This is a genomic window from Micropruina sp. (assembly GCF_047602085.1).
Taxonomy (GTDB): domain Bacteria; phylum Actinomycetota; class Actinomycetes; order Propionibacteriales; family Propionibacteriaceae; genus Micropruina.
In genome coordinates this window covers 1,014,328-1,038,748 of sequence record NZ_JASGID010000002.1, presented here as the reverse complement: position 1 = coordinate 1,038,748, position 24,421 = coordinate 1,014,328, and the positions used below count along the sequence as shown (strand labels likewise).

Sequence of the window (24,421 nt, the reverse complement as noted above, 5' to 3'; positions counted from 1 at the left end):
GGCAAGGTCCGGCACAGTCCGGGGGCAGCTCACAATCAGGCGGGTGCCCATCCCCCAGCACCCGTCACCCCGCATTGACAAGGCGTTTCGGCCAGCTCAGCAAACGCCGAATGCAATCACCTCCGCAGGCTCAGAGGCGTCAACACCATGGCACGTCGGTCGTGAGTGCACCGTCGCCACCATGATCACTCGTCATGCTTGCGCGTCTCGCAAACCCCGCTGCAGTAAGGTCACGGGTACTGCCACGCGAAGGGAAGCCGGTGCGAATCCGGCGCTGACGCGCAACCGTGAGCCGATCGTTCGGCAAGTCGGGTTACTTCACGTGGCGCAAGGCCCTACCCGCTGTCGCGAATGCATCGGGGGCGGTGCGTCCGTCCCTTGTGCAGCAGCAAAAGGATGACGACGATGCACGCTGCCTGGCCCCTGCCCGACCAGTCACCGCTCCCGCTACGGTTCGATGCCGCCCTGCGCACCTGGCTCGACCGGCGCACCGGCACCGTCGCGGCCAAGACGCTGCGCGCCGACCAAGACCTGCTGAGGCTCGTTCCCCAGGCGTTCCTGGCCAGGCCGTTGGCCACCATCGGCCCCAAAGACGTGACCGGCATACTCAGCCGAATGCGCGCCCGCGGGCTGTCGGAACCATCGGTGCGCCGGCACCGCTCCAGCCTGTCACAGTTCTTTGCCTGGAGCGTGCGGAGCGGGCTGATCACGGCCTCTCCGGTCGAACCGCTGGGCGGCTTATTGCCACCCGCCCCGGCCACGGTCAATCCCTTCACCGCGGACGAGCTCGAAGCGGCCTGGCGGCAATGGTGCGGCCACTCGACCGTGCTGGCGGACGTGATGCTGATCCTCGCCCGCACCGGGCTGCGCTGGAGCGAGGCGCGGGCCCTGACCACCGCGGACGCCACCCCCGACTCCATCGTGGTCGGCCGGCGCTGCAGCGAGGGCGGCACCCTGCGCCGACTGCCCCAAGCCCAGCGCCGTGCGGTGCCGGTGGCGCCCCGCATTCGGCCGATCATCGGGCGCCTGATCGCTGGACGCGACCCCGCCGAGTTGCTGCTGACCACGGGTTTCGGGTCGCAACTTCATCGCACCGCGGTATTGCGCAGGCTGAACTGGGCCGAGACCGGACGCGGCCGGCGGCTGCACGATCTGCGGCACACGGCCGCCCACCTATGGCTGGCCGAGGGGGTGTCGACCCGCGATGTCCGGGCCTGGATGGGCCCCACCCGGCTGGCCGAATAGCCTGCCCCTGAGCCTCGATCCTGACTGAGACGCCGAACGCCCCGGGGTTACCGGGGCGTTGTCGGTGGCCAGGACCGGGGTCGAACCGGTGACCTTTCACTTTTCAGGCGAACGCTACTACCAGCTGAGCTACCTGGCCTCTCGAGCGATTGCTCGCTCAGCGACCCCGACGGGACTCGAACCCGCGACCTCCGCCGTGACAGGGCGGCGCGCTAACCAACTGCGCCACGGGGCCTTGACAGGCCTCACCGGTCGTTTCCGACCGGCCCAGAAACTATAACAGCCTGTCGCAGAGGGGTGGAAATCGACAGGATCGGCACCGACCGACCCCCGCCGCTCCGGAATGGCTGAGGCCCCCGCCTGCGACGAAACAGGCGTGGCGAAGCCACGCTCACCCAGAGGGGATGATGCTCAGGTGCGTGCTGGGGCGGCGACCAGCCGACTTCACCCATCTGCGGAATCTCCTAGAAAGCGCTGATCAACGCAACCTCCGCTGGTCGAGCCTGTCGAAACCCGTAGCCAGAGCACTCCGCTCGAGGCCTCGACACGCTCGACCAACGAAAATGCAGCACTGATCAACGCAACCCTCGCTGGTCGAGCCTGTCGAAACCCGTAGCCAGAGCACTCCATTCGAGGCCTCGACACGCTCGACCAACGAAAAAGCAGCACTTCCCTTAAGCCACCTGCGAGGCCCGCACCAGCCAGGCCCTGGCCAGATCGAGCCGGGCCAGCGCCGTCGGCGTGTCGGCCCCGGCAATCAGGCTCAGAATCACCGCTGCCGTGCGCGCCCGCAACGAAGCCGGGTGCACCCGACGTTCGAAGTCGCTGCGCCAGAGTTCCACGATCTCGGCCACCCGGCCGTAGTGCTCCGGCGAAAGATGCGGCAACACCGCGACATGCCCCAATAGGCAGGCCAGGTCGTCTTCGCGTCGCCCCGGGCCTACAGAATCGACGTCGATCACCGAACTCGCCCGTCCGTTCAGTGTGAAGATGTTGGCCTCGTAGAAGTCGCCGTGGGTCGGCACCACCGGACCGACCGGGGCGCTGATCAGCAGCCGCTTGAGTTGCGCGGTGACGTCCATGATCTCGGTGCGCAACTGTGGCAGCGCGACGACCGCGCCGGCGGCGTGAAAGTCGATCCGGTCACTCCACGACTCTCGGCGACTGAACCGCACCGCTTCGACGGGCAGAGCGTCGAGCAGGGCGACCAGCGACTCCGGTGCGGGCAACTGCGAAGGGTCGTGCCGCCAGGCCACCAGCGCATGGGCCAGCGAAGCACCCTCTGCGACCGTGCTGATCACCACCCCAGGCTCGGGTTCTGCAAGCAGGGCCGGGGTGATCCCGGCCGCATGCAGCAGCCGCTGACGCTCGGCCAGGTCGGACGCCTTGCCGGGCCGCAACACCTTGACGAACCCCGGACGGCTGCCCCGTGCGGCCAGCACCGCCCGGCGCAGCGGGCGATAGGCGAGCATCTCGAGTTCGACCGGGGCACCCAGCCATTCACTGACCACAGCGGCACTGCACGCCGAGGGCAACCCCGGCAGCCGAGGGTCGGCAGGGTGCCGCCAGGCGCGCAGCACCAGCCGGTTGTGAATCAGGGTCGCGACGCCCTGCTCGATGTCGGCGGAGGTTAGTCCCAGCCACTCCTGGGTCGGTGCCGCGGCGGACGGCAGGTCGTAGCAGATGCGAAAGACCGCACTGACGTCGATGCCCGGACGGTGGTGCGCCTTGTCGAGTTCGAAGCGAAACCCAGGCAGGTGTGCGTTGGGATCGCCGGTGAGCGCCAGTTGCAACACCTCGCCGACCGCGGGCGAGGTGATCAGTGCATGTGCCCGGTCGACGGTCATCGACACTCCTTCGATCGTCACTGAACGGTCGCCTCGTGCTGTGAACCTCAGGTGGCTCGCCGGCGGTTCCCTCGGCAAGCACTGATCAACACAACCACCGCTGGTTGAGCCTGTCGAAACCCCTAGCCAACGCACTCCGTTCGAGGTCTCGACACGCTCGACCAGCGAAAATCAGCGGTTCCCCAGAGGCAGCCCGCACCGGATGGGCGCGAGCAGCCCGGTCCAGCCGGCGGCAGCGATCTGAGGACACACCCCTAGCATGCCGGATGCCCGCCGCAGGGCGGGCGACATCTACTGGGTCAGTCGTTGCTGGCCGCCGAGGGCCGCTGGTTGGGCTGTTCGACGTGTTCGCGAAGTGGCCGTGTTCGCCGCATTGGGCGTAGTGACAGTGGTCGCTGTGCTCGCTGTCGGCGGCAGTGCTCATTGTCGGCGCCGTGCTCGGGGTCGACGCCATGCTCACGGTCGGCGGCAGTGCTCGGGGTCGGCGCCGTGCTCGGGGTCGGCGCCGTGCTCATCGTCAGCGGCGTGCTCACGGTCGGCGCCATGCTCACGGTCGGCGCCGTGTTGGTCGTCGCCGGCACGTGCTGCGCGCCGCCGAGGCTCGGTGCGCCGGCGATCGCAGCGGCGGCCGGGCCCGAATCTGTCGCGAGCTGGCCCGGCTGACCGGCGAACGCGGTCGCGGTGCCCGCGAAGGCCGTGAGACCCGAGGCCCCCGACACCGGTGCCTGGCAAGCCACCAGCGGGCAAGGCGTCCGTGCGGCCAGCGACGCCCTCGATCAGGGTGCGACCGTGCCGCCACTCTGAGATGGTTGGCGCACTCTACGGAGAGCGCTGATTTTTCGCTGGTCGAGCGCGTCGAGACCTCAAACAAAGTGCCCTCACGAGGGGTTTCGACGTAGACGAGCGGTGGGCGCATTGATCCGCACGTCCCTAGGCTCGTCGCATGCCGACCTTCACCAAGACCCGTCCAGACGCCCCGGACGGCTTCTTCGCGGCCGAAGCCGCCGGATTGCGCTGGCTCACGGTGCCGGGCGGCGTGCGGGTCGTCGCGGTGCACCAAGTCACCCGCAGCTCGCTGATCATCGAGCGCGTCGCGACGGTAGGTGCGTCCGCGCCCCTCGCAGAAGACTTCGGACGCCGCCTCGCCCACACCCACGACGCCGGCGCTGACCACTTCGGCGTCGGTCCGGACGGTGGCCCCGAGGTGGGCTGGATCGGCGACGCGCCGCTGCCGTTGCGCGCCCGCCCGCCCAGCGGCTGGGGGGCTTGGTACGCACAGGATCGGCTGCTGCACCACGCCCGTCGTGCCCGCCTGAGCGACCCGGCCCTGAGCCGGGTGATCGAACGGCTGGCGTCCGGGGACTTCGACGACGAGGCTGCTCCCGCGCGGCTGCACGGCGACCTCTGGTCGGGCAATGTGCTCTGGTCGGCCGAGGGCGTGGTGTTGATCGACCCGGCCGCCCACGGCGGGCACCGAATCACCGACCTGGCCATGCTGGCCCTGTTCGGCACTCCACAACTGGCACGCATGTACGCGGCGTACGCCGAGGCGTCAGACCACCTGCCGGACGGTTGGCGCGACCTGATCGGGCTCCACCAACTGCACCCGCTGCTGGTGCACGCCGACCTGTTCGGCGGCGGCTATGCGGCCCAGGCGATCGAGGTGGCCAAGCGCTACGCCTGAGTTGCCGGACGGTGCTGGCCCAAGAAAGCGCTGACTCTCACCGGTCCGGCCTGTCGAGCCCCAGACGTGTGCTACCTGGCTCCGACAGGCCCAGCCCAACCACCGTCGGTCGCGATTGTCGGGACCACCAAGGATGCGCTGATCAACGCACCCACCGCTGGTTGAGCTACGTCGAAACCCCTTGCCAAAGAGCCATCTGCGAGGTCTCGACCAGCTCGACCAGCGAAACCGGCGTCTCCCCGACCCGCGGCCGGCGACCGCTCAGCCGAAGCGAAGGATGCGCTGATCAACGCACCCACCGCTGGTTGAGCTACGTCGAAACCCCTTGCCAAAGAGCCATCTGCGAGGTCTCGACCAGCTCGACCAGCGAAACCGGCGTCTCCCCGACCCGCGGCCAGCGACCGCTCAGCCGAAGCGGCGGGTGTCGCTCTCGCCGTCGGCGTAGCGGCTCGCCAGCTCTGCGTAGGGATCATCCTCGGCGTCCTCGTCCGAGTCTTCGGTGACCTCGTCGGGCTCGTCGTAGCTGCCACCACGGAGCTCACGTTCAAGTGAGGAGAAGTCGGTGTTGAAGGAACGGTACTTGAGATCGCGAGCAACTCGTGTTTGCTTCGCTTTGGCACGGCCGCGCCCCATATGGGTCAGCCCCCTCGCAGGTCACAGCGGCGATGCCGCTTCATTCGTCAGAAATGTGTCGTGAGCACAGGGTACCCAAAGAGGCCAACCCAGCAAAGCACACCTCACCCAGCGGAATGCCTGCCCGACAGCACCACCGAGGCCGCGTCACCGGTCGCTTCGCGAGCCTCGCCGAGCACCCACGAATCGATGCCGCGCGCCCCCAGCAGGGCGATCGCGGCACTCACCGAGGCCGCCGGCAGCAGCACCGCCATGCCGACCCCCATGTTGAGCGTCGCCTCAATGTCGGGCTGCGAAATGCGGCCCACGTTCTGCACCGTGCTGAACACCGGCGCGGGCGTCCAACTGCCTCGGTCGAGGCTCACCGCGACCCCCGCCGGCAGCACCCGCACCAGATTGTTCGCCAGCCCTCCGCCGGTGATGTGGCTGATCGCGTGCACCTCGACGGCCTCGATCAGCGCCAGCACGTCACGCGCATACACCCGGGTCGGGGTCAGCAACTCTTCGCCCAGGGTGCGGCCGAAGTCGTCCACATGCCGCTCCAGCGACCAGCCGGCATCGGTCAGCAGCACCTTGCGCACCAGCGAGAACCCGTTGGAATGCAAACCGGAAGAGGCCAGCCCCAGCACCACGTCGTCGGTGCGCACTCGCGCCGGGCCGAGGATCTTCGCCTTCTCGACCACGCCGGTGGTGGCACCGGCGATGTCGTACTCATCGGGGCGCAGCAACCCGGGGTGCTCGGCAGTCTCGCCGCCCAGCAAGGCCGCGCCGGCGGCCGCACAGGCCTCGGCGATGCCCTTGACGATGCCTGCGATGCGTTCAGGCAGCACCCGTCCGCAGGCGATGTAGTCGGTGACGAACAGTGGTTCGGCACCGGTTACCACCAAATCGTCGACAAGCATGCCGATCAGGTCCCAGCCGATCGTGTCGTGCACGTCGAGGGCCTGCGCGATGGCCACCTTGGTGCCCACCCCGTCGGTGGAGGTGGCCAGCACCGGGTGGTCGTAACGGGCCAGCGCCGAGGCGTCGAAGAAACCCGCGAAGCCGCCCAGGCCACCCAGCACCTCGGGTCGCCGGGTGGCCGCGACATGCGCCTTCATCAACTCCACGGCACGGTCACCGGCCTCGATGTCGACGCCAGCGGCGGCATAAGCAGAACGGGCGGCGGTTTCGGTCATGCGGGGGTCCCTCGTTCAAGACGCAGCTTCTCGGCCGGTCCGGCCGGCACCTGCACCGGGTAGACCCCGTCGAAGCAGGCCATGCAGAGATTGCGTTTGGGCAGCCCGGTGGAGGCCACCAGGCCCTCCAGGCTGATGTAGCCCAGCGAGTCGGCGCCGATCGAGCGGCAGATCTCGTCGGTGCTCAGCCCGGGCGCGATCAGTTCGGCGCGGGTGGCGAAATCGATGCCGTAGAAGCAGGGCCACTGCACCGGCGGCGAACTGATCCGCACGTGCACCTCGGCCGCCCCCGCCTCGCGCAACATCTTGACCAACGCCCGCTGGGTGTTGCCGCGCACGATCGAGTCGTCGACCACCACCAGCCGCTTGCCCTCGATCACGTCGCGAATCGGGTTGAGTTTCAGCCTGATGCCCAACTGCCGAATGGTGTTGGACGGCTGAATGAAGGTGCGACCCACGTAGGCGTTGCGGGTCAGGCCCAACCCGTAGGGAATGCCGGACGCGTCCGCGTAGCCGATCGCGGCCGGAATGCCCGACTCCGGGGTCGGAATCACCATGTCGGCATCGGCGGGCGCCTCAAGAGCCAGGGTGCGACCGATCTCGACGCGCACCGAATGCACCCGGCGGTTGCTGATCTGGGTGTCGGGGCGGGCCAGGTAGACGTACTCGAACAGGCAACCCTTGGGGTCGGCCGCGGCGAACCGCTGCGATCGCAGCCCGCCCTCGTCGATGGTGATCAGCTCACCCGGCTCGATCTCGCGAATGAACGTGGCCCCCACGATGTCGAGCCCCGCGGTCTCCGACGCCACTACCCACCCGTTCGACAGCCGTCCGAGAACCAGCGGACGAATGCCCTGCGGGTCGCGGGCGGCATAGAGCGTGTGCTCGTCCATGAATACGAAACAGAAGGCCCCGCGCAGCCGCGGCAGCACCTCGAGCGCGGCACCCTCGACGCCCAGATGCGAGTAGGTGGCCATGATGGCGGTGACCAGGGCAGTGTCGCTGGTGGAGTCCATGCGGTCTTTGTGCGGCACCTCTTGGCTGGCGTCGCGTTGCTTGAGCCACTGCTCCAACTCGTCGGTGTTGGTCAGGTTGCCGTTGTGCGCCAGCGCCAGGCCGCCCGAGGTCGTGGCCCGGAACGTCGGCTGCGCATTGCTCCACACGCTGGCCCCGGTGGTGGAGTAGCGGCACTGACCGACCGCCAGGTGACCGCCCAGCGAGTTCAGGGTCGGCTCATCGAACACCTGCGACACCAGGCCCATGTCTTTGAACACCATGATGCGTTCGCCGTTGCTGACCGAAATGCCCGCCGATTCTTGCCCCCGGTGCTGCAGCGCGAACAGGCCGAAGTAGTTGAGCTTGGCCACCTCTTCGCCCGGCGCCCACACGCCGAACACGCCACACGCGTCTTGGGGGCCCTTGTCCTGCGGGTCGAGATCGTGGGTCAGACGACCGTCTCCGCGCAGCACGGGTTCACTCTACCGCGCTCGGGGCGACCCCGAGCCGTGCCCGGCGTGTGGCGGTCCGGACACGTGCGCGGTCGTGACGAGCGGCGGCGCCGCGGCGCGACCGCCCGGGACTCAGCGTTGGGCGGAACCTACTTCACGACCTTGATCGAGAACGGGTAGGTGTAGGGCCGGCCCTGGTTCTCGGCCATCGCGCCCATGATCGAGAAGATCAGGCTGGCCAGACCGACCAGCGGCAGCAAGACTGCCCCGATCACGACGCCCATCAAGATGTAGCTGATGATGAAGCCGATCGCGATGGCGATCTGAAAATTCAGCGCTGCAACCGCCGCGGCCCGCACCCGGGGGCTCTTGGCACCCTGAGTGATCAGCACGATGAGCGGGGCGAGCCAGCCGAGCGCGCCCAAGGTCACGACGGCGGCCGCCGGCCCCGACCAGTGCGCCGCCATTGCCCAGGACTTCTCCCCCGACGCGTTGAGCCCAACGTACGGCTGCACGCCGTAACCCTGCTGCCCATAGGCCGGCTGCTGGCCATAGGGAGCCTGCTGGCCATAGGGCGGCTGCTGGCCATAGGGCGGCGGCTGCTGCCCGTAACCGGCCGGCGCTTCGGGGTAGGGCAACTGGTGCTGGCCCTCGCCGGAGGGCTGCTGGCCATAGGTGGGGGGCTGCCCATAGCTGCCCGTTTGGCCCACCTGCGAGGCGGACGGCGCCGACGGCACGCCGCCGAACTGGCTGTAAGCCTGCTGCGGCGGCTGGCCGTACCCGGGCTGGCCATAGCCGCCCTGCTGGCCGTAACCGGTGTAGCTGCCGGGAGTCGTCGGCTGGCCGTACTGCGATGTCGGGTACTGCGCGGGTGGCTGCACCGGCTGGCCGTGCCAGCCACCCTGTCCGTAACTGGGCGGCGAGGGGGGTGCCCCGTAGCCACCCGGCTGCCCGTACCCGGCGGGGTGCCCATAGCCGCCCGCTGGAGCGGTCGGACTCTGCTCGAACGGACCACCGAGCCCGGGCGGGGTCGCGCCCAGGTCGAACGCACCGGGGGCTGCGGTCGGCAGATCGCCCGGAAGGTCGAGGGGGGAACCGGTCGGCACGCCCTGGGGCGGGGTCCGGTCACCGGCGGCCGCCTCGAAGTCGGTGCCCACCGGGGCCGGCGGCTCGTCCTGGCCGAGGTCGAAGTCGGGTTGCCTGGGTTGGAGCACCTCCGTCGGGGCGGACCCCTCGGCGGGCTCGGACGCCTCGGGCATGCCCTCGGCGGTCGCCTCGGCTTCTTCGACCTGGTCGTAGGAGTCATCGGGGCCCACGTGATAGTCGTGCCGTGCGGCAGGGTGGGCCTCAATCACCTCGGGCTCAACCACCTCGTCCGCCACCTCGGGCTCAACCACCTCATCCGCCACCTGCTCGACGACCGGTTCGGCGGGCTCCGCCACCTGGTCACCCTCCCCGGGAACCTCGGGCCCAGCGCTCGAGCCTGCCGCCGGCGCAGCCTGCGGCACCTCGAACTCAAGAGCCGACGATGCCACGAGGTCCGGCTGGCTCAACTCCCCGGGAACCACTGCCGACTCGGCGGCAACCGCTTCTGGGGCGAGGGAGTCCGGCTGCGGAGCCGACCACGGCTGCAACAGATGGCTCCCCGGAGCCTCAGCGGTGCCGGTCGGCTCGCTCTCGACGGGACGCTCCCACGGGTTCTGGATCATGGCGGCTGCTCACTGTTCTGACGGGGGTGCCCGGCTCACCTGGCCAGGCTGTTCCATTCTTGCTCACGACCCCTCACGCCAACAGCGGGGTCAACCCGGAAACCACCCCCTGCTCGGTGCCCGGTGTCGCGGCCACCCGGGGTGACGATCCGGTCAGCCGACGGGCTCGACCCGGACGTCGGCGGCCCGGCCGCGGTAGACAAACATCATCAACTCGCCCGGTGCGCCGGTGACCAGCCGCGGGCGAGGGCCGGCGACCACCGGCGCCTCCGGGCCGTCCGGGCACCGCAACACAAGTCCGTCGCCGCGACGACACAGAATCCGCGCCGCCGTCTGAACCTGCTTCCACAGCAGCGCATCCAGCTCCGCGTCGGGTTCGGCCAACGGCAGGCCATTGGCGCGGCGGACGTCCTCGGTGTGCACAAACCACTCCCCCAGGTGGTGCGGCCAGCCGAGCAGCGGGTCGAGATGGAACAGCGGAATCACCGGTGAGCGGTGGCGCAGCCGCTGCACCAGGTCGGGGTAGCCGAGCCGCTGCTGCAGCCGGCGGGCCCGCCGTTGGGTCAGTGCCGCCAACGCTGCCAGGCCGATGCCCGGCCAGCTCACCGGATCACGGCACAGCGCATCCAGGTGAGCGGCCAGATCGAAAGCCGTCCACCCCCGGCACAGCGTGGGCGCCTCACAGGGCACGGCCTCCAGCACCGAGCAGCAGCGTTCCCGCTGCCGCTCCAGCAGCGTCCGGCCGAGTTGGTAGGAGGAACCCACCCTTCGATCCTGCCGCCGACGGGAAGGCGCCGCAGCCGCTTCACGGGTTCGCCGAACTCGAGCAACCACAAGGACGGGTCTCGACCAGTTCGAGCAGGGAGCCGAGCTGGCACGGTGGGCCGGACGGCTCCACCACAGACTGGCGTCAGTGCCCCATCGCAGCGCGCAGCGGGGCCGACCAGCGGGCGCGCAACTCGTCCAGCCCAATGGCGAACCTGCCGACCACCTCAAGTTCGGGCAGCTCGGTCACCTCGCCGAGCCGTTCGGCGGCAATGCCGTGCTCGCCGCACAGCGCCAGGAACGATGTCGCGGTTGCCGCGGGCAGTGAGACCAGCACGCGCCCCGGGGTCTCGGCGAACAACTGCACTGTCGGGTCACCGGACGGCAGCGTCACCGCCACCCCAAACCCGCGCCGCAAGCACGATTCGACCAGCGCCTGCGACAGTCCCCCGTCGGCCAAGTCATGCGCCGAACTGAGCAGGTGCCCCTTCGAGGCCGCCACCAGCACTTTCGCCAGCCGTCGCTCGTGGTCGAAGTCCGGCACCGGCGGCAGGCCGCCCAGATGACCGTCGTGTACGACGTCGGCCCAGGTGGTGCCGGACAGATCCTCAGCGGTCTCGCCCAGCAGGAAGACCGCGTCCCCGGGGTGCGCGAACCCGATCGGGGTGCGGTCGGCGACATCGTCGATCACGCCCAGCACCCCCACCACCGGGGTCGGAATGATGTTGGTCTGATCGGTCTGGTTGTAGAAGCTGACATTGCCGCCGGTGACCGGTGTGCCGAGGGCGCGGCAGCCGTCCACCAGTGCGATGACGGCCTCCGAGAACTGCCACATCACCGCCGGGTCCTCCGGCGAGCCGAAGTTGAGACAGTCGGTGATCGCGACCGGCTCGGCACCGGTGACGGCCACGTTGCGGTACGCCTCGCACAGCGCCAACTGGGCGCCCAGGTACGGGTTGAGGTAGGCGAAGCGTCCGTTGCAATCGGTGGCCAGAGCGATACCCAGGCCGGTCTCTTCGTCGATCCGCAGCATGCCGCCGTCCTCGGGCTGGGCCAGCACCGAGTTGCCCCGCACGTAGCGGTCGTACTGGTCGGTAACCCACGACTTGTCGCACAGATTGGGCGAGCCCGCCAGGGCCAGCACCTGCTGGGCCAGCGCCTCGCCGGTGGTGGCCCGGGGCAGCGCGTTGGCGGTGTCGGCGTTGACCGCGTCGATCCAGTCCGGACGGGCATAGGGCCGCTCGTAGACCGGGCCCTCGTGCGCGACGGTGGCCGGGTCGACGTCGACGACCACCTCGCCGTCCCATTCGATGATCAGCCGGTCACCGTCGGTGACCTCGCCGACCACAGTGGCCAGCACGTCCCATTTCGCGCAGATCTGCATGAACCGTTCGACGTTGTGCGGCTCGACGACCGCCATCATGCGCTCCTGCGACTCGCTCATCAAGATCTCTTCGGGGGCGAGCGTGTGGTCGCGCAGCGGCACCGTGTTGAGGTTGACGTGCATGCCGCCGTCACCGGCACTGGCCAGCTCGGACGTCGCACACGACAGCCCGGCGGCACCCAGGTCTTGAATACCCGAGATCAGGTTCTCGGCGAACAACTCCAGGGTGCACTCGATCAGCAGCTTCTCCATGAACGGATCGCCGACCTGCACGCTGGGGCGCTTGGCCGGGCCGTCGGCGTCAAAAGTCTCGGAGGCCAGAATGGATGCCCCGCCGATGCCGTCGCCACCGGTCGCCGCGCCGTACAGGATCACCTTGTTGCCGGTGCCACGGGCGAACGCCAAGTGCAGATCGTCGTGCTTGAGCACGCCCACGCACAGCGCGTTGACCAGGGGATTTCCGTAGTAGGTGGGGTCGAAGACCACCTCGCCGCCAATATTGGGCAGTCCCAAGCAGTTGCCGTAGCCGCCGACACCGGCGACGATGCCGGGCAACACCCGGGCGGTGTCGGGGGCCTCCAGCGGGCCGAACCGGAGCGGGTCCATCACGCCGATCGGGCGGGCGCCCATCGCCAGAATGTCGCGGACGATGCCACCCACGCCGGTGGCCGCACCCTGGTACGGCTCGACGTACGAGGGGTGGTTATGCGATTCGATCTTGAACGTGACCGCCCAGTCGCCGCCGATGTCGACCACGCCGGCCTGCTCGCCGATACCGGCCAGCAGCTTGCCCCGCGGGGTCTCACGGTCGAGTTCGCCGAACTTCTTCAGGTGCACCTTCGACGACTTGTACGAGCAGTGCTCCGACCACATCACCGAGTACATCGCCAGCTCGCACGAGGTGGGCCGGCGGCCGAGAATCTCGCGGATAGTCAGATATTCGTTCTGGCGCAGGCCCAGCGCGGCCCAGGGCTGCTCAACGTCGGGAGTTTCGGCGGCATGTGCAACGGTGTCGACCACGCCCACAAGCTACCGTCTCGGCGAGCGGGTTCGGTGCGCGTCCCGGGGTGGGGCCGCACATTCCCCTTGCAGCGCAGCGCCGGCCACCCTCGAGCGAGCGCCGCGCCGAGGCCCCGACAGTAACCAACGACCGCCTCGACACACTCAGTCAAGGAGCGGCAGAGTGCCCGTCGATTGCCTAGACTTTGTAGAAAATCCGAAGCCAAAGGCGGCGATGCAGATGACCGATTCGACAGCCGGTGTCCTGGCCCTCGATTGCGGCCAGACCAGCCTCACCTGGAGCCTTGTCGATCACGACGGCGAGCAGACCGGCAGTGCGAAGGGCGTCGACACCAGCCGCCCGATCGAACCCCAGCTGGCCGAGGCCGTGCGCGCGATTCTCACCCTGACCGGCCAGAACCCCTCCGTCGTCGCCTGTGGGTCGAGCGGCATGGACCGTCCCGACGCCGAGGCTGTGCTCGACGGACTCGGCGGCACCTCGGTGCGCCAGGTCCTGCTGGCGCACGACTCCACCACCTCGTACCTGGGCGCGCTCGGCAATACCGAGGGGGTGATGATCGCCTCCGGCACCGGAGTGGTGACACTGGCCGTGGGACGCGACGAGGTGGCCCGGGTGGACGGTTGGGGCTGGATCATGGGCGACGCGGGGTCGGCGTTCTGGATCGGCCGCAACGCGCTGGAGGCCGCCATGCGCGGCTACGACGGACGGCGGGCCGCCACCGTGCTGACCGACGTGGTGGCCGCCGACTTCGACGACATCGAACTGGCCTACCTTGAATTGCAGGCCGACCCCGACCGAGTGGCGCGGGTGGCCTCGTACGCGGCCAAGGTCGACCGGGTGGCGGGTAGCGACCCGGTGGCCCGTGACATTCTCGATCGCGCCGCCGCGCACCTGGCCGAGGCGGTCGGGTCAGCCGCGCACCGGGTGGGTCTGGGTCGTGACGAGCCGCCTCTGGTGTGTGCGCTCGGACAGACCTTCAGCTCGGCCCGGTTACTCGACCGGTTCGTCTCTTACTTGACCATGGAGTGGCCGTCGTTCGCGCTCCTCGAAGCGCGGGGCAACGGGTTGACCGGCGCGACGTTGCTGCCGACGGTGACCGGCAGCGCTCTGGCATCGCGGGTGGTCCGGGCCTCCCACTGAACCTCGTCGCCCAGACCATGGAGACGCTGCTCGACTCGGAGCACCACCTGCTTGATCCCGATGCAGCCGTTAGCGATTCGACCCCGCCCGACGTGCAAGCACGTCCGGTCACAGTCGCTCGGCAGGTGCGGAGCCGTCAGCCGACGAGGGCCTTCAGGTAGCGATCGAGGGAGGCGAAAAACGCCCGACCGTCGAGGCTGGGCGAGGTCAGCTGCTCCATGTTGTGTTCTGGGTGCGGCATCAAACCGACGACGTTGCCGCGGGCATTGGTGACTCCGGCGATGTCGTTCAGCGAGCCGTTGGGGTTGCCGTCGAGGTAGCGGAAGACGACCTGGTTCTCGCCTTCCAGCCGAGCCAGGGTCTCGGGGTCGGCCACGAACCCACCCTCGCCGTTCTTGAGCACGATGGTGATCTGCTGCCCGGGCTCGAAGGCACCAGTCCAGACTGTGTCGACCGATTCGACCCGCAGCCTCTGGTCGCGGCAGACGAAGGTGCGCACGTCGTTGCGAATCAGTGCGCCCGGCAGTAGGTGCGACTCGCAGAGCACCTGAAAGCCGTTGCAGATGCCGAGCACCGGAAGCCCCTGCTGGGCCGCACCGATGACCTCGGTCATGATCGGGCTGAACCGCGCGATGGCCCCGCAGCGCAGGTAGTCGCCGTAAGAGAAGCCGCCCGGCAGAATCACCGCGTCGACCCCCTGCAGCGACTCGTGGGCGTGCCACAACGCGACCGGCTCGTGGCCGGCCAGCTTCACCGCACGCTGCGCGTCGTGATCGTCGAGCGAGCCCGGAAAGGTGACGACGCCGATCCGGCTCACGGCCCGACCTGAACGTCGAATGCCTCGATAACGGTATTGGCGAGCAGCTTCTCGGCAGCCTCTCGCACCTGCTCAAGACGCTCATCGGTGAGGTCGCCCTCGACGTCGACCTCAAACCGCTTGCCCTGCCGCACGGTCAGGCCGTCAAAACCGAGGCGCGTCAGCGCCCCGGTCACGGCCTTGCCTTGTGGGTCGAGAATCTCGGGCTTGGGCATCACATTCACGATCACGCGGGCCATGCGGCGATCTTATCGGGGCCGGACGACCGCTCGGTTCCACGCCCATCCCTCGCGCTGATCGTCCTGCGCCCTCCCCAGCTGCTGGATTGAACCGTCCGGAACCGTCCCCACCGGTTCAGGGGACGGTTCTGGACGGTTCAGGGGACGGTTCTGGTTGGTTCAGGCAAGCGCGTGCCCAAGCAGCGGATCGTCCCACCCCGACGCACCACGCCCCTCCTGGCGCCGTCATGCCTGGACGGGTCGTCGCGTCAGGCCATGAATGCGCGTTCGGTCAGCCTCTCGTAGGCCTCGACGTACTTCGCCCGGGTGGCAACGACCACCTCGTTGGGCAGCGTCGGCGGCGGGGTGTCGGACGCCTTGTCCCAGCCCGATTCGCCGGTCAGCCAGTCGCGCACGAATTGTTTGTCGAACGAGGCGAGTGCGACGCCTGGCTGCCAGGTCGCGGCGTCCCAGAACCGGGACGAATCGGGTGTGAGCACCTCGTCGGCGAGCACGATCGTGCCGTCTTCGCGGCGTCCGAACTCGAATTTTGTGTCGGCCAGAATGATGCCCCGGGCACGCGCGATCGCCTCGGCGCGGGCATAGATTGACAAGGTCAGGTCACGCAGGGCCGACGCGAGTTCTTCACCGTGCAGGGCGACGACGGTGGCGAAGTCGACGTTCTCGTCGTGCTCGCCCAGCGGCGCCTTGACCGCGGGGGTGAAGATCGGTTGGGGCAGTCGCGAGCCGTCCACCAGGCCCGGGGGCAGCTCGACGCCGCACACCGTTCCGCTCTGCCGGTACTCAGCCCAGCCCGAGCCGGTCAGATACCCGCGCGCGACGCATTCCACCGGCACCATCGCCAGCGGCTCGGCAACCACGGCCCGCCCCCGGACGGCCGGCGGCACGTCTGTGCTGACGATGTGGTTGGGCACGTCCGACAGTTGCTCGAACCACCACACAGACAGTTGGTTGAGAATGGCGCCCTTGTCGGGAATCACGGTCGACAACACGTGGTCGTAGGCCGAGATGGCGTCCGTGGCGACCATCAGAATGTTGCCGTCGGGCAGGGCGTAGAGCCGGCGCACCTTTCCGGCATGCAGCAGCGGCAGGTCAAGCGCGAAGTCGGTCACGCGGTCAGTCTAGGGACGCTTTGAGACGCGCCACGCGCGGTCTCGACCCGAATCGTGGCCGGTTCTCCAACCTTTCAGGGTACGGGTTCTCCAAGGGTTGGGAGCACCCTTCCCATCTGGCTTTAAACGGGCCGATGCAACCGAGAACAAGGGCAGGAACCATGGGGCTGGATGATGAAGAACCGTCCCCTGAACCATCTGGAACCGTCCCCTGAACCAAAAGGTGGGCGGAGCCGAGGCAACGGGCCGGAATGGTTCACCCGCTGTTTGCCTGGCGGCGTCATAATGCAGTCTCACCCGGATCGGCCCGCCGGCAGTTGACCCCGCCTGCGGTTGAAGGAGCACTCGTGAGCCTGTTGCGCGGCCCGCTCGCACCCCCTCCGCGCACCCTGGTAGACGTCTTTCGCGAAACCGTCGCCCAGTGCGGCGACGCCGAGGCGCTCGACAACGGTGCCACCGTGCTCACCTACGACGAGTTCGCCGACGCCGCCGACGAGGTCGCCGACGATCTGGCCCAGCTCGGGATCGGTCCCGGCGACAAGGTCGGCGTGCGCATCGCCTCAGGAACCACCGAGTTGTACCTGGCGATCATGGGCATTCTGCTGGCCGGTGCCGGCTACGTGCCGGTCGATGCCGACGATCCGGACGACCGCGCCCGCACCGTCTTCGCCGAGGCCGGCGTGCGCGCGGTGATCGGCAACGATCTCGAGATCACGCCGCACGGCCAGGCCCGTCCAGCGGTCGAACGGGTCGACCCGAGCCCCGACGATGACGCCTGGGTGATCTTCACCTCGGGCTCGACCGGCACACCCAAAGGAGTCGCCGTCACCCACCGCAACGCCGCCGCATTCGTGGACGCCGAGGCCCGGCTGTTTCTGGCCGACGCACCGCTGGGTGTGGGCGACCGGGTGATGGCCGGACTCTCGGTGGCCTTCGACGCCTCGTGCGAAGAGATGTGGCTGGCCTGGCGCTACGGCGCCTGTCTGGTGCCGGCGCCCCGCTCGCTGGTGCGCTCCGGCATGGATCTGGGCCCGTGGCTGCAGGCCAACCGGATCACCGTGGTGAGCACCGTACCCACCCTGGTGTCGCTGTGGCCGGCCGAGGCGTTGCGCCGGGTGCGGCTGCTCATTCTGGGCGGCGAAGCCTGCCCGCCTGAACTGGGCGCCCGTCTGGTCACCCCGCAGCGCGAGGTGTGGAACACCTACGGCCCCACCGAGGCCACGGTGGTGGCCTGCGGCGCCCGGCTGACCGGCGAACCGCCGATTCGCATCGGGCTGCCGCTGGACGGCTGGGACCTGGCTGTCGTCGACCCGTCCGGCAACCCGGTGCCGCCGGGCGGCACCGGCGAGCTGATCATCGGCGGCGTCGGCCTGGCCCGCTACCTCGACCCGGTCAAGGACGCCGAGAAGTACGCCCCGCTGCCGTCCTTGGGCTGGCAGCGGGCCTACCGCTCGGGCGATCTGGTGATCAACGACGAAGCCGGACTGCTGTTCGTCGGCCGGGCAGACGACCAGGTGAAGGTCGGCGGACGACGCATCGAACTGGGCGAGATCGACAACGCGCTGCTCGACCTGCCCGGGGTCAGCGGGGCGGCCGCGGCGGTGCGCCGCACCGGTTCGGGCAGCCAGTTGCTGGTGGGCTACGTCGCGGTCGAACCCGGCTTCGACGCGACCGCCGCGCTGGCCCGGCTGCGCGAGCGGCTGCCCGCTCCCCTGGTGCCCCGGCTGGCCGTGGTTCCCGAACTGCCCACCCGCACCTCGGGCAAGATCGACCGCGACGCCCTGCCCTGGCCGCTGCCCAACACCAGCGGCGACGCGTCCGACCTGCAACTCAGCGGCACCCCGGCCATGGTGCGCGACCATTGGGAATCGGTGCTCGGCGCCCGGGTCGGCTCGCTCGAGGCGGACTTCTTCGACCTGGGCGGCGGCTCGCTGACCGCGGCGCAGATGGTGTCGCTGCTGCGCCGCACCCACCCCGAGGTGACCGTCGCCGACATCTACGACCACCCCACCCTGGCCGGCCTGGCCCACCATCTCGACGAGATGGCTGCTCCGGCGTCGCAGCTCAACGCCAACGTGCACCCGGTGCCGCGCAAGACCCAGCGTGGCCAATTGCTGGCCCTGCTGCCGCTGCGCACCATCGCCGGCGTGCGCTGGACGATCTGGGCCGCGGCCGCGAGCAACCTCGCCAACGCCGCGGGGCTGGCCTGGGCGCCGACGCTGTCGTGGTGGTGGATCATGCTCGGCTGGGCGCTGCTGATCTTCACCCCAGGACGGCTGCTGCTCACCGCGTTGGGAGTGCGGCTGATCCTGGCCGGCATCGGGCCGGGCAGTTACCCGCGCGGCGGCCGGGTGCACCTGCGGCTGTGGCTGGCCGAACGGTTCGCCGACGAAATGGGGGCCGAGTCGATCGCTGCCGCGGTGCTGCTGCGCTGGTACGCCCGGCTGCTCGGCGCCACCGTCGGCCGGCACGTCGACCTGCACAGCGCCCCACCGGTCACTGGGCTGCTGCACCTGGGCGCCGGCTGCTCGATCGAACCCGAGGTCGATCTGACCGGCCACTGGCTCGACGGCGGGCAACTGATCATCGGCGCACTGCGGGTCGGCAAGGGCGCCCGGGTCGGCGCCCGCAGCACCTTGGTGCCCGGCGCCGAGGTGGGCGCGGAAGCCGAGATCGCCCCCGGCTCGTCGGTGTTCGGGGTGGTCGGAGCGGGCGAGTACTGGTCGGGATCACCGGCGGTGAAGGTGCGCGACCGGTCGCGCGGGCCGTGGCCGGAGCGTCCGAACAATAAGCCGGCCTGGCTGCTCGGCTACGCCGGCATGGGGGTGCTGATCGCCGCGCTGCCGCTGCTGGCCACACTGGCCGGGTTCGCGGTGCTGTGGCCGGCGCTAGGCGGGGTGAGTTCGCCGGGCGCCGCGCTGCCGGCCGTGCTGCCCTGGCTGCTGCCGGCCACGCTGGCCGGCTACCTGGTGCTGACGGCGCTGGTCTGGGCCCTGGTGCGGCTGCTCGGCATCGGGCTGGTGGCCGGTCATCACCCGGTGCAGTCGCGTATCGCCTGGCAGGCCTGGTCGACGATCCGGGTGCTCGACGAGGCCCGCACCTGGCTGTTCCCGCTGTACTCGAGCTTCGCCACGCCGGCCTGGCTGCGTAGCCTCGGCGCCACGATCGGCCGCGAGGTCGAGGCGTCCACCACGCTGCTGATCCCCAAGCTGGTCACCGTGGCCGATGGTGCCTTTCTGGCCGACGACACCCTTATCGGCGGCTACGAACTGGGCGGCGGCTGGTTGCGCATCGAGGAGGTGCGCATCGGCAAACACGCCTTCGTCGGCAACTCGGGCATGGCCGCTCCCGGGCGCAAGGTGCCCAAGGGCGGGCTGGTCGCGGTGCTGTCGGCCGCCCCGGCGCGGGCCCGCGCCAAGCGCGGCACGTCGTGGATCGGGTCGCCGCCAACCCAGCTTCGGCGCAGCGCCGCAACCGCGGACACCTCGCGCACCTACGCCCCCACCGCGGCGCTGAAAGTGGCCCGAGCCGCGGTGGACGTCTGCCGGCTGCTCGCTCCGCTCACCCTGGTGACGCTCACCACGCTGTGCGTGGCTGCCCTGATCGCTCTGGCTGGCATCGGCTGGTGGCTGGCCGCATTGGCCTCCGGGCTGGTGCTGGCCGTGGGCGGGGTGCTGGCGGCGGCGGCGGCGTCGCTGGCCAAGTGGGTGCTGCTCGGACGACTGCGGCCCTCAGACCACCCGTTGTGGAGCTCCCTGGTGTGGCGCAACGAACTGGCCGACATGTTCGTCGAGTTGCTGGCCGCTCCCTGGTTCGCCCACCCCACGATGGGTACGCCGGCATTGAACCTGTGGTTCCGTTCGATGGGCGCCAAGGTCGGCCAGGGCGTGTGGTGCGAGACGTACTGGCTGCCGGAGGCCGACCTGATCGACCTGCGTGCCGGGGTGAGCGTGAACGCGGGCTGCGTGGTGCAGACGCACCTATTTCACGACCGGGTACTGAGCATGGACACCGTCACCCTGCGGGCCGGTGCCACGCTCGGCCCGAACAGTGTGATCCTGCCCGCGGCGACCATCGGGCGACACGCTACGATCGGGCCGGTATCGCTGGTCATGCGCGGTGAATCCGTTCCTGACAAGACCCGATGGATCGGTAACCCGATTGCCCCGTGGCCGGCGCCCGAGCCGACCACGGAGGAATGATGCCTGCTGCCGACCCGTACGTGCCCGGCCACGGGAACCGTCGGTTCGGCGTACGGTCGTATGCCCTCGAACTCGACTACAAGATCACCACCAACCATCTCAGCGGGCGGGCAACACTGGCGATCGAGGCCGTCGAGCCACTCACCCAGGTGGCGCTCGACCTGTACGGGCTGAAGGTCGCGAAGGTGCGGGTCGATGGACGCCCCGCGCGGTTCACCCACCGTGAGCGCAGGCTGCGCATCGGGTTGCCGTCGCCGGTGCCGGCCGGCGCACTGGTCCGCGTCGAGGTGGACTATGCGGGCAAGCCGCGTCCGATGCCCAGCGTGTTCGGCCCGGTGGGGTGGGAGGAGCTCACCGAGGGCGTGCTGGTGGCGGCGCAGCCATGCGGGGCGCCGTCGTGGTTTCCGTGCAACGACCGACCCGACGACAAATCGTCCTACAGCTTCGCCGTCACGGTCACCGACGGCTACCGGGTGGTGGCCAACGGGGTGCTGGCCGGGCGTGACCGGCGTTCGGGACGCACCACCTGGCGCTACGAGCAGGCCGAGCCAATGGCGCCATACCTGGCGGTGCTGCACGTCGGCAAGTACGTCAGCTCTGCGGCCGGCCCGGTCGAGCTGGTGCATCCGCGGGCTGTGGAGGTGGGCAAGAACACGGCCTTCGAGCGGCAGGCCGAGATGCTGACCACGTTCACCGAACTGTTCGGGCCGTACCCGTTCGACCATTACTCGGCGGTGATCACCGCCGACGACCTGGAGATTCCGCTCGAGGCGCAGACGCTGTCGACCTTCGGCGCCAACCACGCCGTGGCCGGGTGGAGCAACGAACGGCTGGTCGCGCACGAACTGGCCCACCAATGGTTCGGCAACAGCCTCACCGCCGCACGCTGGGCCGACATCTGGCTGCACGAGGGGTTCGCCTGCTACAGCGAATGGCTCTGGTCGGACGCCTCGGGCGGACGCTCCTGCCATGAGCTGGCTGCTGAGCATCACCGCAGGCTGGCCGGGCTGCCTCAGGATCTGCTGCTCGGCGACCCGGGCCGGGAGAAGATGTTCGACGACCGGGTGTACAAGCGGGGGGCGCTCACCCTGCACGCGCTGCGCGCGCTGCTGGGCGGGCGGTTCTTCGAGATGCTGCGCGACTGGACGTCGGCGAACCGCTGGGGCGTGGTGACCACGGCCGGGTTCGTGGCGCACGCCCAGCGCTACACCGACGGCGACGTGGCGGGCCTGATCGACACCTGGGTGTACGCCAGGCCGCTGCCGCCGATGCCGGCCAGCGCCGCGGTGTAGCCGTCCGGGGCACTCAGGTCGCGCAGTTCGAGGTGCTCCGGTGGCCGTGGGTCGGGCCATTCGAGCAGCCGCGGCGGGTCGCTGGTGGCGAGGCGCACCGTGCGGGGGTCGATCCGCAGCCCGCTGCCCAGTGCCTTCAGCACCGCCTCCTTTCGCACCCACAGCCGGGTGGCGTCGGCGGACGAGGCGGGTGCGGGTTCGTCCGGGTGCAGGGCCACCGTCGCGAAGCCGTCGAACCCGGCCGCCTGGTGTCGTTCGATGTCGATGCCGATCGAACCGTCGAGGCTCGCCGCCGCGGCGATCACCCCTGGTGCCCGCGAGATCGACAGGGCGATGCGTCGTTGGTCGAAGTCGGCGAAGGGCACGCCGTGCTCACCGGAGCGGCACCTTGAGCAGCGGTGCCGTAGCTGCCGGACGTCCGCACCGACGAGGTTCGAGGCGAGCTGCAGGGCCAGACAATGCCCCGGGTCGCTGGTCACGAGTTCATCCTGCCGGTTCAGGGGACGGTTCCTTCGGTTCAGGGGACGGTTCTCAACGGTTCAAAGACGGCTCTTGAACCGAAGGAACCGTCCCCTGAACCAGGAAGAACCGTCCACCGATGGTTCAACGTCACCCCGACGGTTCACATCACCCGCCGGCCAGCCAGCCAGCCAGGGCGCCGGTGCCGATGCTGAATGCGCGACGGTCGGGACGGGCCAGAAAGCCGTGCATGGTGCCGGGCAGGTACCACCCCTCATGCGGCACGCCGGCAGCGGTGAGCCGACGGGCGAAGTTCTCGGCCGAGGATCGCAGCAGGTCGCGATCGGCGTTCAGCAGGTGCACCGGCGGCAGCCCCGCCAGGTCGGCCACCCCGGGGAAGATCGCCGGATTGTCCAGGTCGGCGGCCGAGCCGGCGTGGTTGACGGCCGCCCGCCGCACCATCTCTTGCACCACCCGCAGGTCTGACACGCCGAACATGCGCCGGCGCAACGAAGCCGACGGGGCCGGCAGTTGGCCGTGGAACAGGCCGTAGAGAAAAGCCAGCCCGAGCGGACGGCTGCCCTCGCCGTCGCGCAGCCGCAGCGCCACTGCCGCCGCGAGACATGCACCGGCGCTCGCACCCCCCAGCCACATCGGGCCGCCGTGGGTGCGCTCGGCGTACAGCCACGCGTCCATCACCTGGTCGTGACTCACCGGGTAGCGAAACGGCGACGGTTTGAGCCGCAGCGGCCCGACCACCGGAAACCGCGGCAGCAATCCGTACTCGACGCTGGTGACCGGAAAGCCCGCCTCCGCCACTGCCATGCTCACCCCGTGCGCCTCGGGCTCGTCCAGCGTGCCGACCACCCAGCCACCGCCATGCACCCAGACCAGGCGCGGACCGCGCGGCTCACCGTCGGGGGTGTACTCGCGCACCCTGACCTCACCGTGCCGGCCCGGAACACCGTGCTCGATCCACGTGGGCTGCGCCACCGTCACCTCCGATTCGTCGACCGCGACCGCGGCGTGCTGCCCATGATGCCAGCCCGGCTTCGTGCCGCGTTGCTGAAGGTTGTACCTTGTCTGACATGCACGAACTGAGCCGTCGGACGGCGCTTGTCGGTCTGCTCGGAACCGCCGGAGCCGTCGCCGCGGGCTGCACGGGGCAGCAGACCCCGTCGAGCACCCCGGAGCCCTCCACGAGCGCAACCCCGACGCCGTCGCCGTCGGCCAGCGTCGATGACCGGCCCCGCTGGCCGCTGTCGGGCAAGCTGCTGAAAGACGCCGACGACGCCAAGCACGCCGCGGTGGCGGTGAAGGTGCCCGACAACCGCAACGAGCACCCGCAGCGCGGCCTCGACAAGGCCGACATCGTGTTCGTCCAGTTGGACGGCTACCGCGACGCGTCCGGCTACAGCAGCACCCGGCTGGTCCCGGTGTTCCACTCCTCGATGCCGGACGCGGTGGGCCCGGTGCGCTCGATCCGTCCGGTGGACGTTCCCTTGCTCAGCCCCATGCACGCCATCATCGGCAACACCGGGGCCACCGGCTGGGTACTCAAATACGTCAAGCACTACAGCAGCTTTCTCGAGGGCATGTTGTCGTACATGAAAACCAAAGGCACCGGGTCGTACTCGATCGACCCGGCCCGAGTTCGGGTGTACCAAGGCGTCACCTACTACGACCGGGCCGTCTTGTGCCACCCGAAGGTGCTGGCCAAGCAGACCAAGAAGTTTCGCGACGGGCCGCCGCAGGTCTACTTTCCGTTCGGCGACGCGAAGCTGGCCAGCACCGTCGACGGCAAGACCGCGGCGTCGATCAGCGTGCCGTGGAAGAGCGGCAACAGCTACAACATGTTGTACACCTGGAGCGAGAAGACCGGAACCTGGCTACGCAGTATGCCGTGGGGGGCGCACACTCTGAGCGACGGCACCAGGGTGGCTCCCGACAACGTACTGATCATTCGCGCCAAGCAGCACTACGACAAGATCTACTCCGGCAGCGGCCACGACGAACCGATTCACGACATCATCGACACCAGCGGCCCGTTCCACTACTTTCACGGGGGAAAGTACGTCACCGGCACCTGGGCCAAGGGCAGCGTCGAAGAGATCTTCTCGTTCACCCTCGACGACGGCCGCCCGCTGTCGATGGCCCCGGGCCAGACCTACGTGGAGTTGCCGAATAAGAGCGCGAAGATCGTCATCAAGAGCTGAACCAGGCGCTGACCAACATGCCCACCGCTG

General features: G+C 69.4%; 17 protein-coding genes, 2 tRNA genes, 1 pseudogene and 1 riboswitch. Of the genes and pseudogenes, 7 read left to right on the top strand and 13 right to left on the bottom strand.

Annotated elements, in window-relative coordinates; genetic code table 11:
- Positions 1-216: 216 nt before the first annotated feature.
- Positions 217-340: riboswitch (cobalamin riboswitch) on the top strand.
- Between the two features lie 65 nt (positions 341-405).
- On the top strand, positions 406-1,245 hold the full coding sequence (locus tag QM721_RS05475) for a tyrosine-type recombinase/integrase (protein ID WP_415119768.1): 840 nt from the start codon (positions 406-408) through the stop codon (positions 1,243-1,245).
- A gap of 65 nt (positions 1,246-1,310) precedes the next feature.
- Here the strand turns inward: QM721_RS05475 and QM721_RS05470 are convergent.
- The 3 genes from QM721_RS05470 to QM721_RS05460 all read right to left on the bottom strand — a co-directional run bounded on the left by QM721_RS05470 (position 1,311) and on the right by QM721_RS05460 (position 3,092).
- Positions 1,311-1,384 (bottom strand) — tRNA-Phe (locus QM721_RS05470).
- 22 nt (positions 1,385-1,406) lie between these two features.
- Positions 1,407-1,480, bottom strand: a tRNA-Asp gene (locus tag QM721_RS05465).
- A gap of 439 nt (positions 1,481-1,919) precedes the next feature.
- A complete protein-coding gene (locus tag QM721_RS05460) occupies positions 1,920-3,092 on the bottom strand; it encodes a hypothetical protein (protein WP_415119766.1) in 1,173 nt (390 codons plus the stop codon).
- Positions 3,093-3,563: 471 nt separating this feature from the next.
- Between QM721_RS05460 and QM721_RS05455 the strand changes: the two genes are divergently transcribed.
- Together QM721_RS05455 and QM721_RS05450 are read left to right on the top strand one after the other, a co-directional pair.
- Positions 3,564-3,755 carry a hypothetical protein gene (locus QM721_RS05455; protein WP_415119764.1) on the top strand — a complete coding sequence of 64 codons (192 nt, stop codon included), beginning with the start codon at positions 3,564-3,566 and terminating at the stop codon, positions 3,753-3,755.
- 280 nt (positions 3,756-4,035) lie between these two features.
- Positions 4,036-4,776 carry a fructosamine kinase family protein gene (locus tag QM721_RS05450; RefSeq protein ID WP_415119762.1) on the top strand — a complete coding sequence of 247 codons (741 nt, stop codon included), beginning with the start codon at positions 4,036-4,038 and terminating at the stop codon, positions 4,774-4,776.
- A 405-nt stretch (positions 4,777-5,181) separates the two neighbouring features.
- On the opposite strand, the gene QM721_RS05445 is transcribed toward QM721_RS05450, so the two are convergent.
- The 6 genes from QM721_RS05445 to purL form a co-directional block, all read right to left on the bottom strand.
- Positions 5,182-5,409, bottom strand: a complete 228-nt coding sequence (locus QM721_RS05445; RefSeq protein ID WP_415119760.1) for a DUF3073 domain-containing protein — start codon at positions 5,407-5,409, stop codon at positions 5,182-5,184.
- Between the two features lie 104 nt (positions 5,410-5,513).
- Complete coding sequence (gene purM, locus QM721_RS05440; RefSeq protein WP_415119758.1) at positions 5,514-6,587, bottom strand: phosphoribosylformylglycinamidine cyclo-ligase; 1,074 nt, start codon at positions 6,585-6,587, stop codon at positions 5,514-5,516.
- Positions 6,584-8,056 (bottom strand): amidophosphoribosyltransferase, encoded by a 1,473-nt coding sequence (purF, locus tag QM721_RS05435; protein WP_415119756.1) that lies wholly within the window; start codon positions 8,054-8,056, stop codon positions 6,584-6,586. The genes purM and purF overlap by 4 nt, the downstream gene beginning before the upstream one ends.
- A gap of 128 nt (positions 8,057-8,184) precedes the next feature.
- Positions 8,185-9,744: a DUF4870 domain-containing protein gene (locus tag QM721_RS05430; protein ID WP_415119754.1), complete on the bottom strand. Its 1,560-nt coding sequence runs from the start codon at positions 9,742-9,744 to the stop codon at positions 8,185-8,187.
- A 153-nt stretch (positions 9,745-9,897) separates the two neighbouring features.
- Positions 9,898-10,509 carry a maleylpyruvate isomerase family mycothiol-dependent enzyme gene (locus tag QM721_RS05425; protein ID WP_415119752.1) on the bottom strand — a complete coding sequence of 204 codons (612 nt, stop codon included), beginning with the start codon at positions 10,507-10,509 and terminating at the stop codon, positions 9,898-9,900.
- A 145-nt stretch (positions 10,510-10,654) separates the two neighbouring features.
- Complete coding sequence (gene purL, locus QM721_RS05420) at positions 10,655-12,913, bottom strand: phosphoribosylformylglycinamidine synthase subunit PurL (RefSeq protein WP_415119750.1); 2,259 nt, start codon at positions 12,911-12,913, stop codon at positions 10,655-10,657.
- 220 nt (positions 12,914-13,133) lie between these two features.
- Between purL and QM721_RS05415 the strand changes: the two genes are divergently transcribed.
- Positions 13,134-14,054, top strand: coding sequence for an N-acetylglucosamine kinase (locus tag QM721_RS05415; protein ID WP_415119748.1), 921 nt, complete (start codon positions 13,134-13,136; stop codon positions 14,052-14,054).
- A 136-nt stretch (positions 14,055-14,190) separates the two neighbouring features.
- Here QM721_RS05415 and purQ read toward each other — a convergent pair whose 3' ends face one another.
- Both purQ and QM721_RS05405 read right to left on the bottom strand, forming a co-directional pair.
- Positions 14,191-14,871, bottom strand: a complete 681-nt coding sequence (gene purQ / locus QM721_RS05410; RefSeq protein WP_415119746.1) for a phosphoribosylformylglycinamidine synthase subunit PurQ — start codon at positions 14,869-14,871, stop codon at positions 14,191-14,193.
- Positions 14,868-16,222: pseudogene (locus QM721_RS05405) on the bottom strand (phosphoribosylaminoimidazolesuccinocarboxamide synthase). The gene purQ and the pseudogene QM721_RS05405 overlap by 4 nt, the downstream one beginning before the upstream one ends.
- Before the next feature lie 347 nt (positions 16,223-16,569).
- Here QM721_RS05405 and QM721_RS05400 point away from each other — a divergent pair.
- Together QM721_RS05400 and QM721_RS05395 are read left to right on the top strand one after the other, a co-directional pair.
- Entirely contained in the window at positions 16,570-20,424 is a 3,855-nt protein-coding gene (locus tag QM721_RS05400; RefSeq protein WP_415119744.1) for a Pls/PosA family non-ribosomal peptide synthetase, read from the top strand.
- On the top strand, positions 20,424-21,716 hold the full coding sequence (locus QM721_RS05395; RefSeq protein WP_415119742.1) for a M1 family metallopeptidase: 1,293 nt from the start codon (positions 20,424-20,426) through the stop codon (positions 21,714-21,716). Before QM721_RS05400 ends, QM721_RS05395 begins: the two co-directional genes overlap by 1 nt.
- Here QM721_RS05395 and QM721_RS05390 read toward each other — a convergent pair.
- Both QM721_RS05390 and QM721_RS05385 read right to left on the bottom strand, forming a co-directional pair.
- Positions 21,629-22,195, bottom strand: a complete 567-nt coding sequence (locus tag QM721_RS05390) for a 4'-phosphopantetheinyl transferase family protein (protein ID WP_415119740.1) — start codon at positions 22,193-22,195, stop codon at positions 21,629-21,631. The genes QM721_RS05395 and QM721_RS05390 overlap by 88 nt on opposite strands.
- 148 nt (positions 22,196-22,343) lie before the next feature.
- Positions 22,344-23,168: an alpha/beta hydrolase gene (locus tag QM721_RS05385; RefSeq protein ID WP_415119738.1), complete on the bottom strand. Its 825-nt coding sequence runs from the start codon at positions 23,166-23,168 to the stop codon at positions 22,344-22,346.
- A 95-nt stretch (positions 23,169-23,263) separates the two neighbouring features.
- On the opposite strand from QM721_RS05385, the gene QM721_RS05380 reads away from it, so the two are divergent.
- Positions 23,264-24,391, top strand: coding sequence for a DUF3048 domain-containing protein (locus QM721_RS05380; protein ID WP_415119736.1), 1,128 nt, complete (start codon positions 23,264-23,266; stop codon positions 24,389-24,391).
- The last annotated feature ends 30 nt before the right edge of the window (positions 24,392-24,421 follow it).

Bases quoted from the DNA above. Each gene is read 5' to 3' on its own strand.
- QM721_RS05475 (WP_415119768.1), top strand. From the start codon at position 406: ATGCACGCTGCCTGGCCCCTGCCCGACCAGTCACCGCTCCCGCTACGG.
- QM721_RS05460 (WP_415119766.1), bottom strand. From the start codon at position 3,092: ATGACCGTCGACCGGGCACATGCACTGATCACCTCGCCCGCGGTCGGC.
- QM721_RS05450 (WP_415119762.1), top strand. From the start codon at position 4,036: ATGCCGACCTTCACCAAGACCCGTCCAGACGCCCCGGACGGCTTCTTC.
- QM721_RS05445 (WP_415119760.1), bottom strand. From the start codon at position 5,409: ATGGGGCGCGGCCGTGCCAAAGCGAAGCAAACACGAGTTGCTCGCGAT.
- purM (WP_415119758.1), bottom strand. From the start codon at position 6,587: ATGACCGAAACCGCCGCCCGTTCTGCTTATGCCGCCGCTGGCGTCGAC.
- QM721_RS05430 (WP_415119754.1), bottom strand. From the start codon at position 9,744: ATGATCCAGAACCCGTGGGAGCGTCCCGTCGAGAGCGAGCCGACCGGC.
- QM721_RS05415 (WP_415119748.1), top strand. From the start codon at position 13,134: ATGACCGATTCGACAGCCGGTGTCCTGGCCCTCGATTGCGGCCAGACC.
- QM721_RS05395 (WP_415119742.1), top strand. From the start codon at position 20,424: ATGCCTGCTGCCGACCCGTACGTGCCCGGCCACGGGAACCGTCGGTTC.
- QM721_RS05380 (WP_415119736.1), top strand. From the start codon at position 23,264: ATGCACGAACTGAGCCGTCGGACGGCGCTTGTCGGTCTGCTCGGAACC.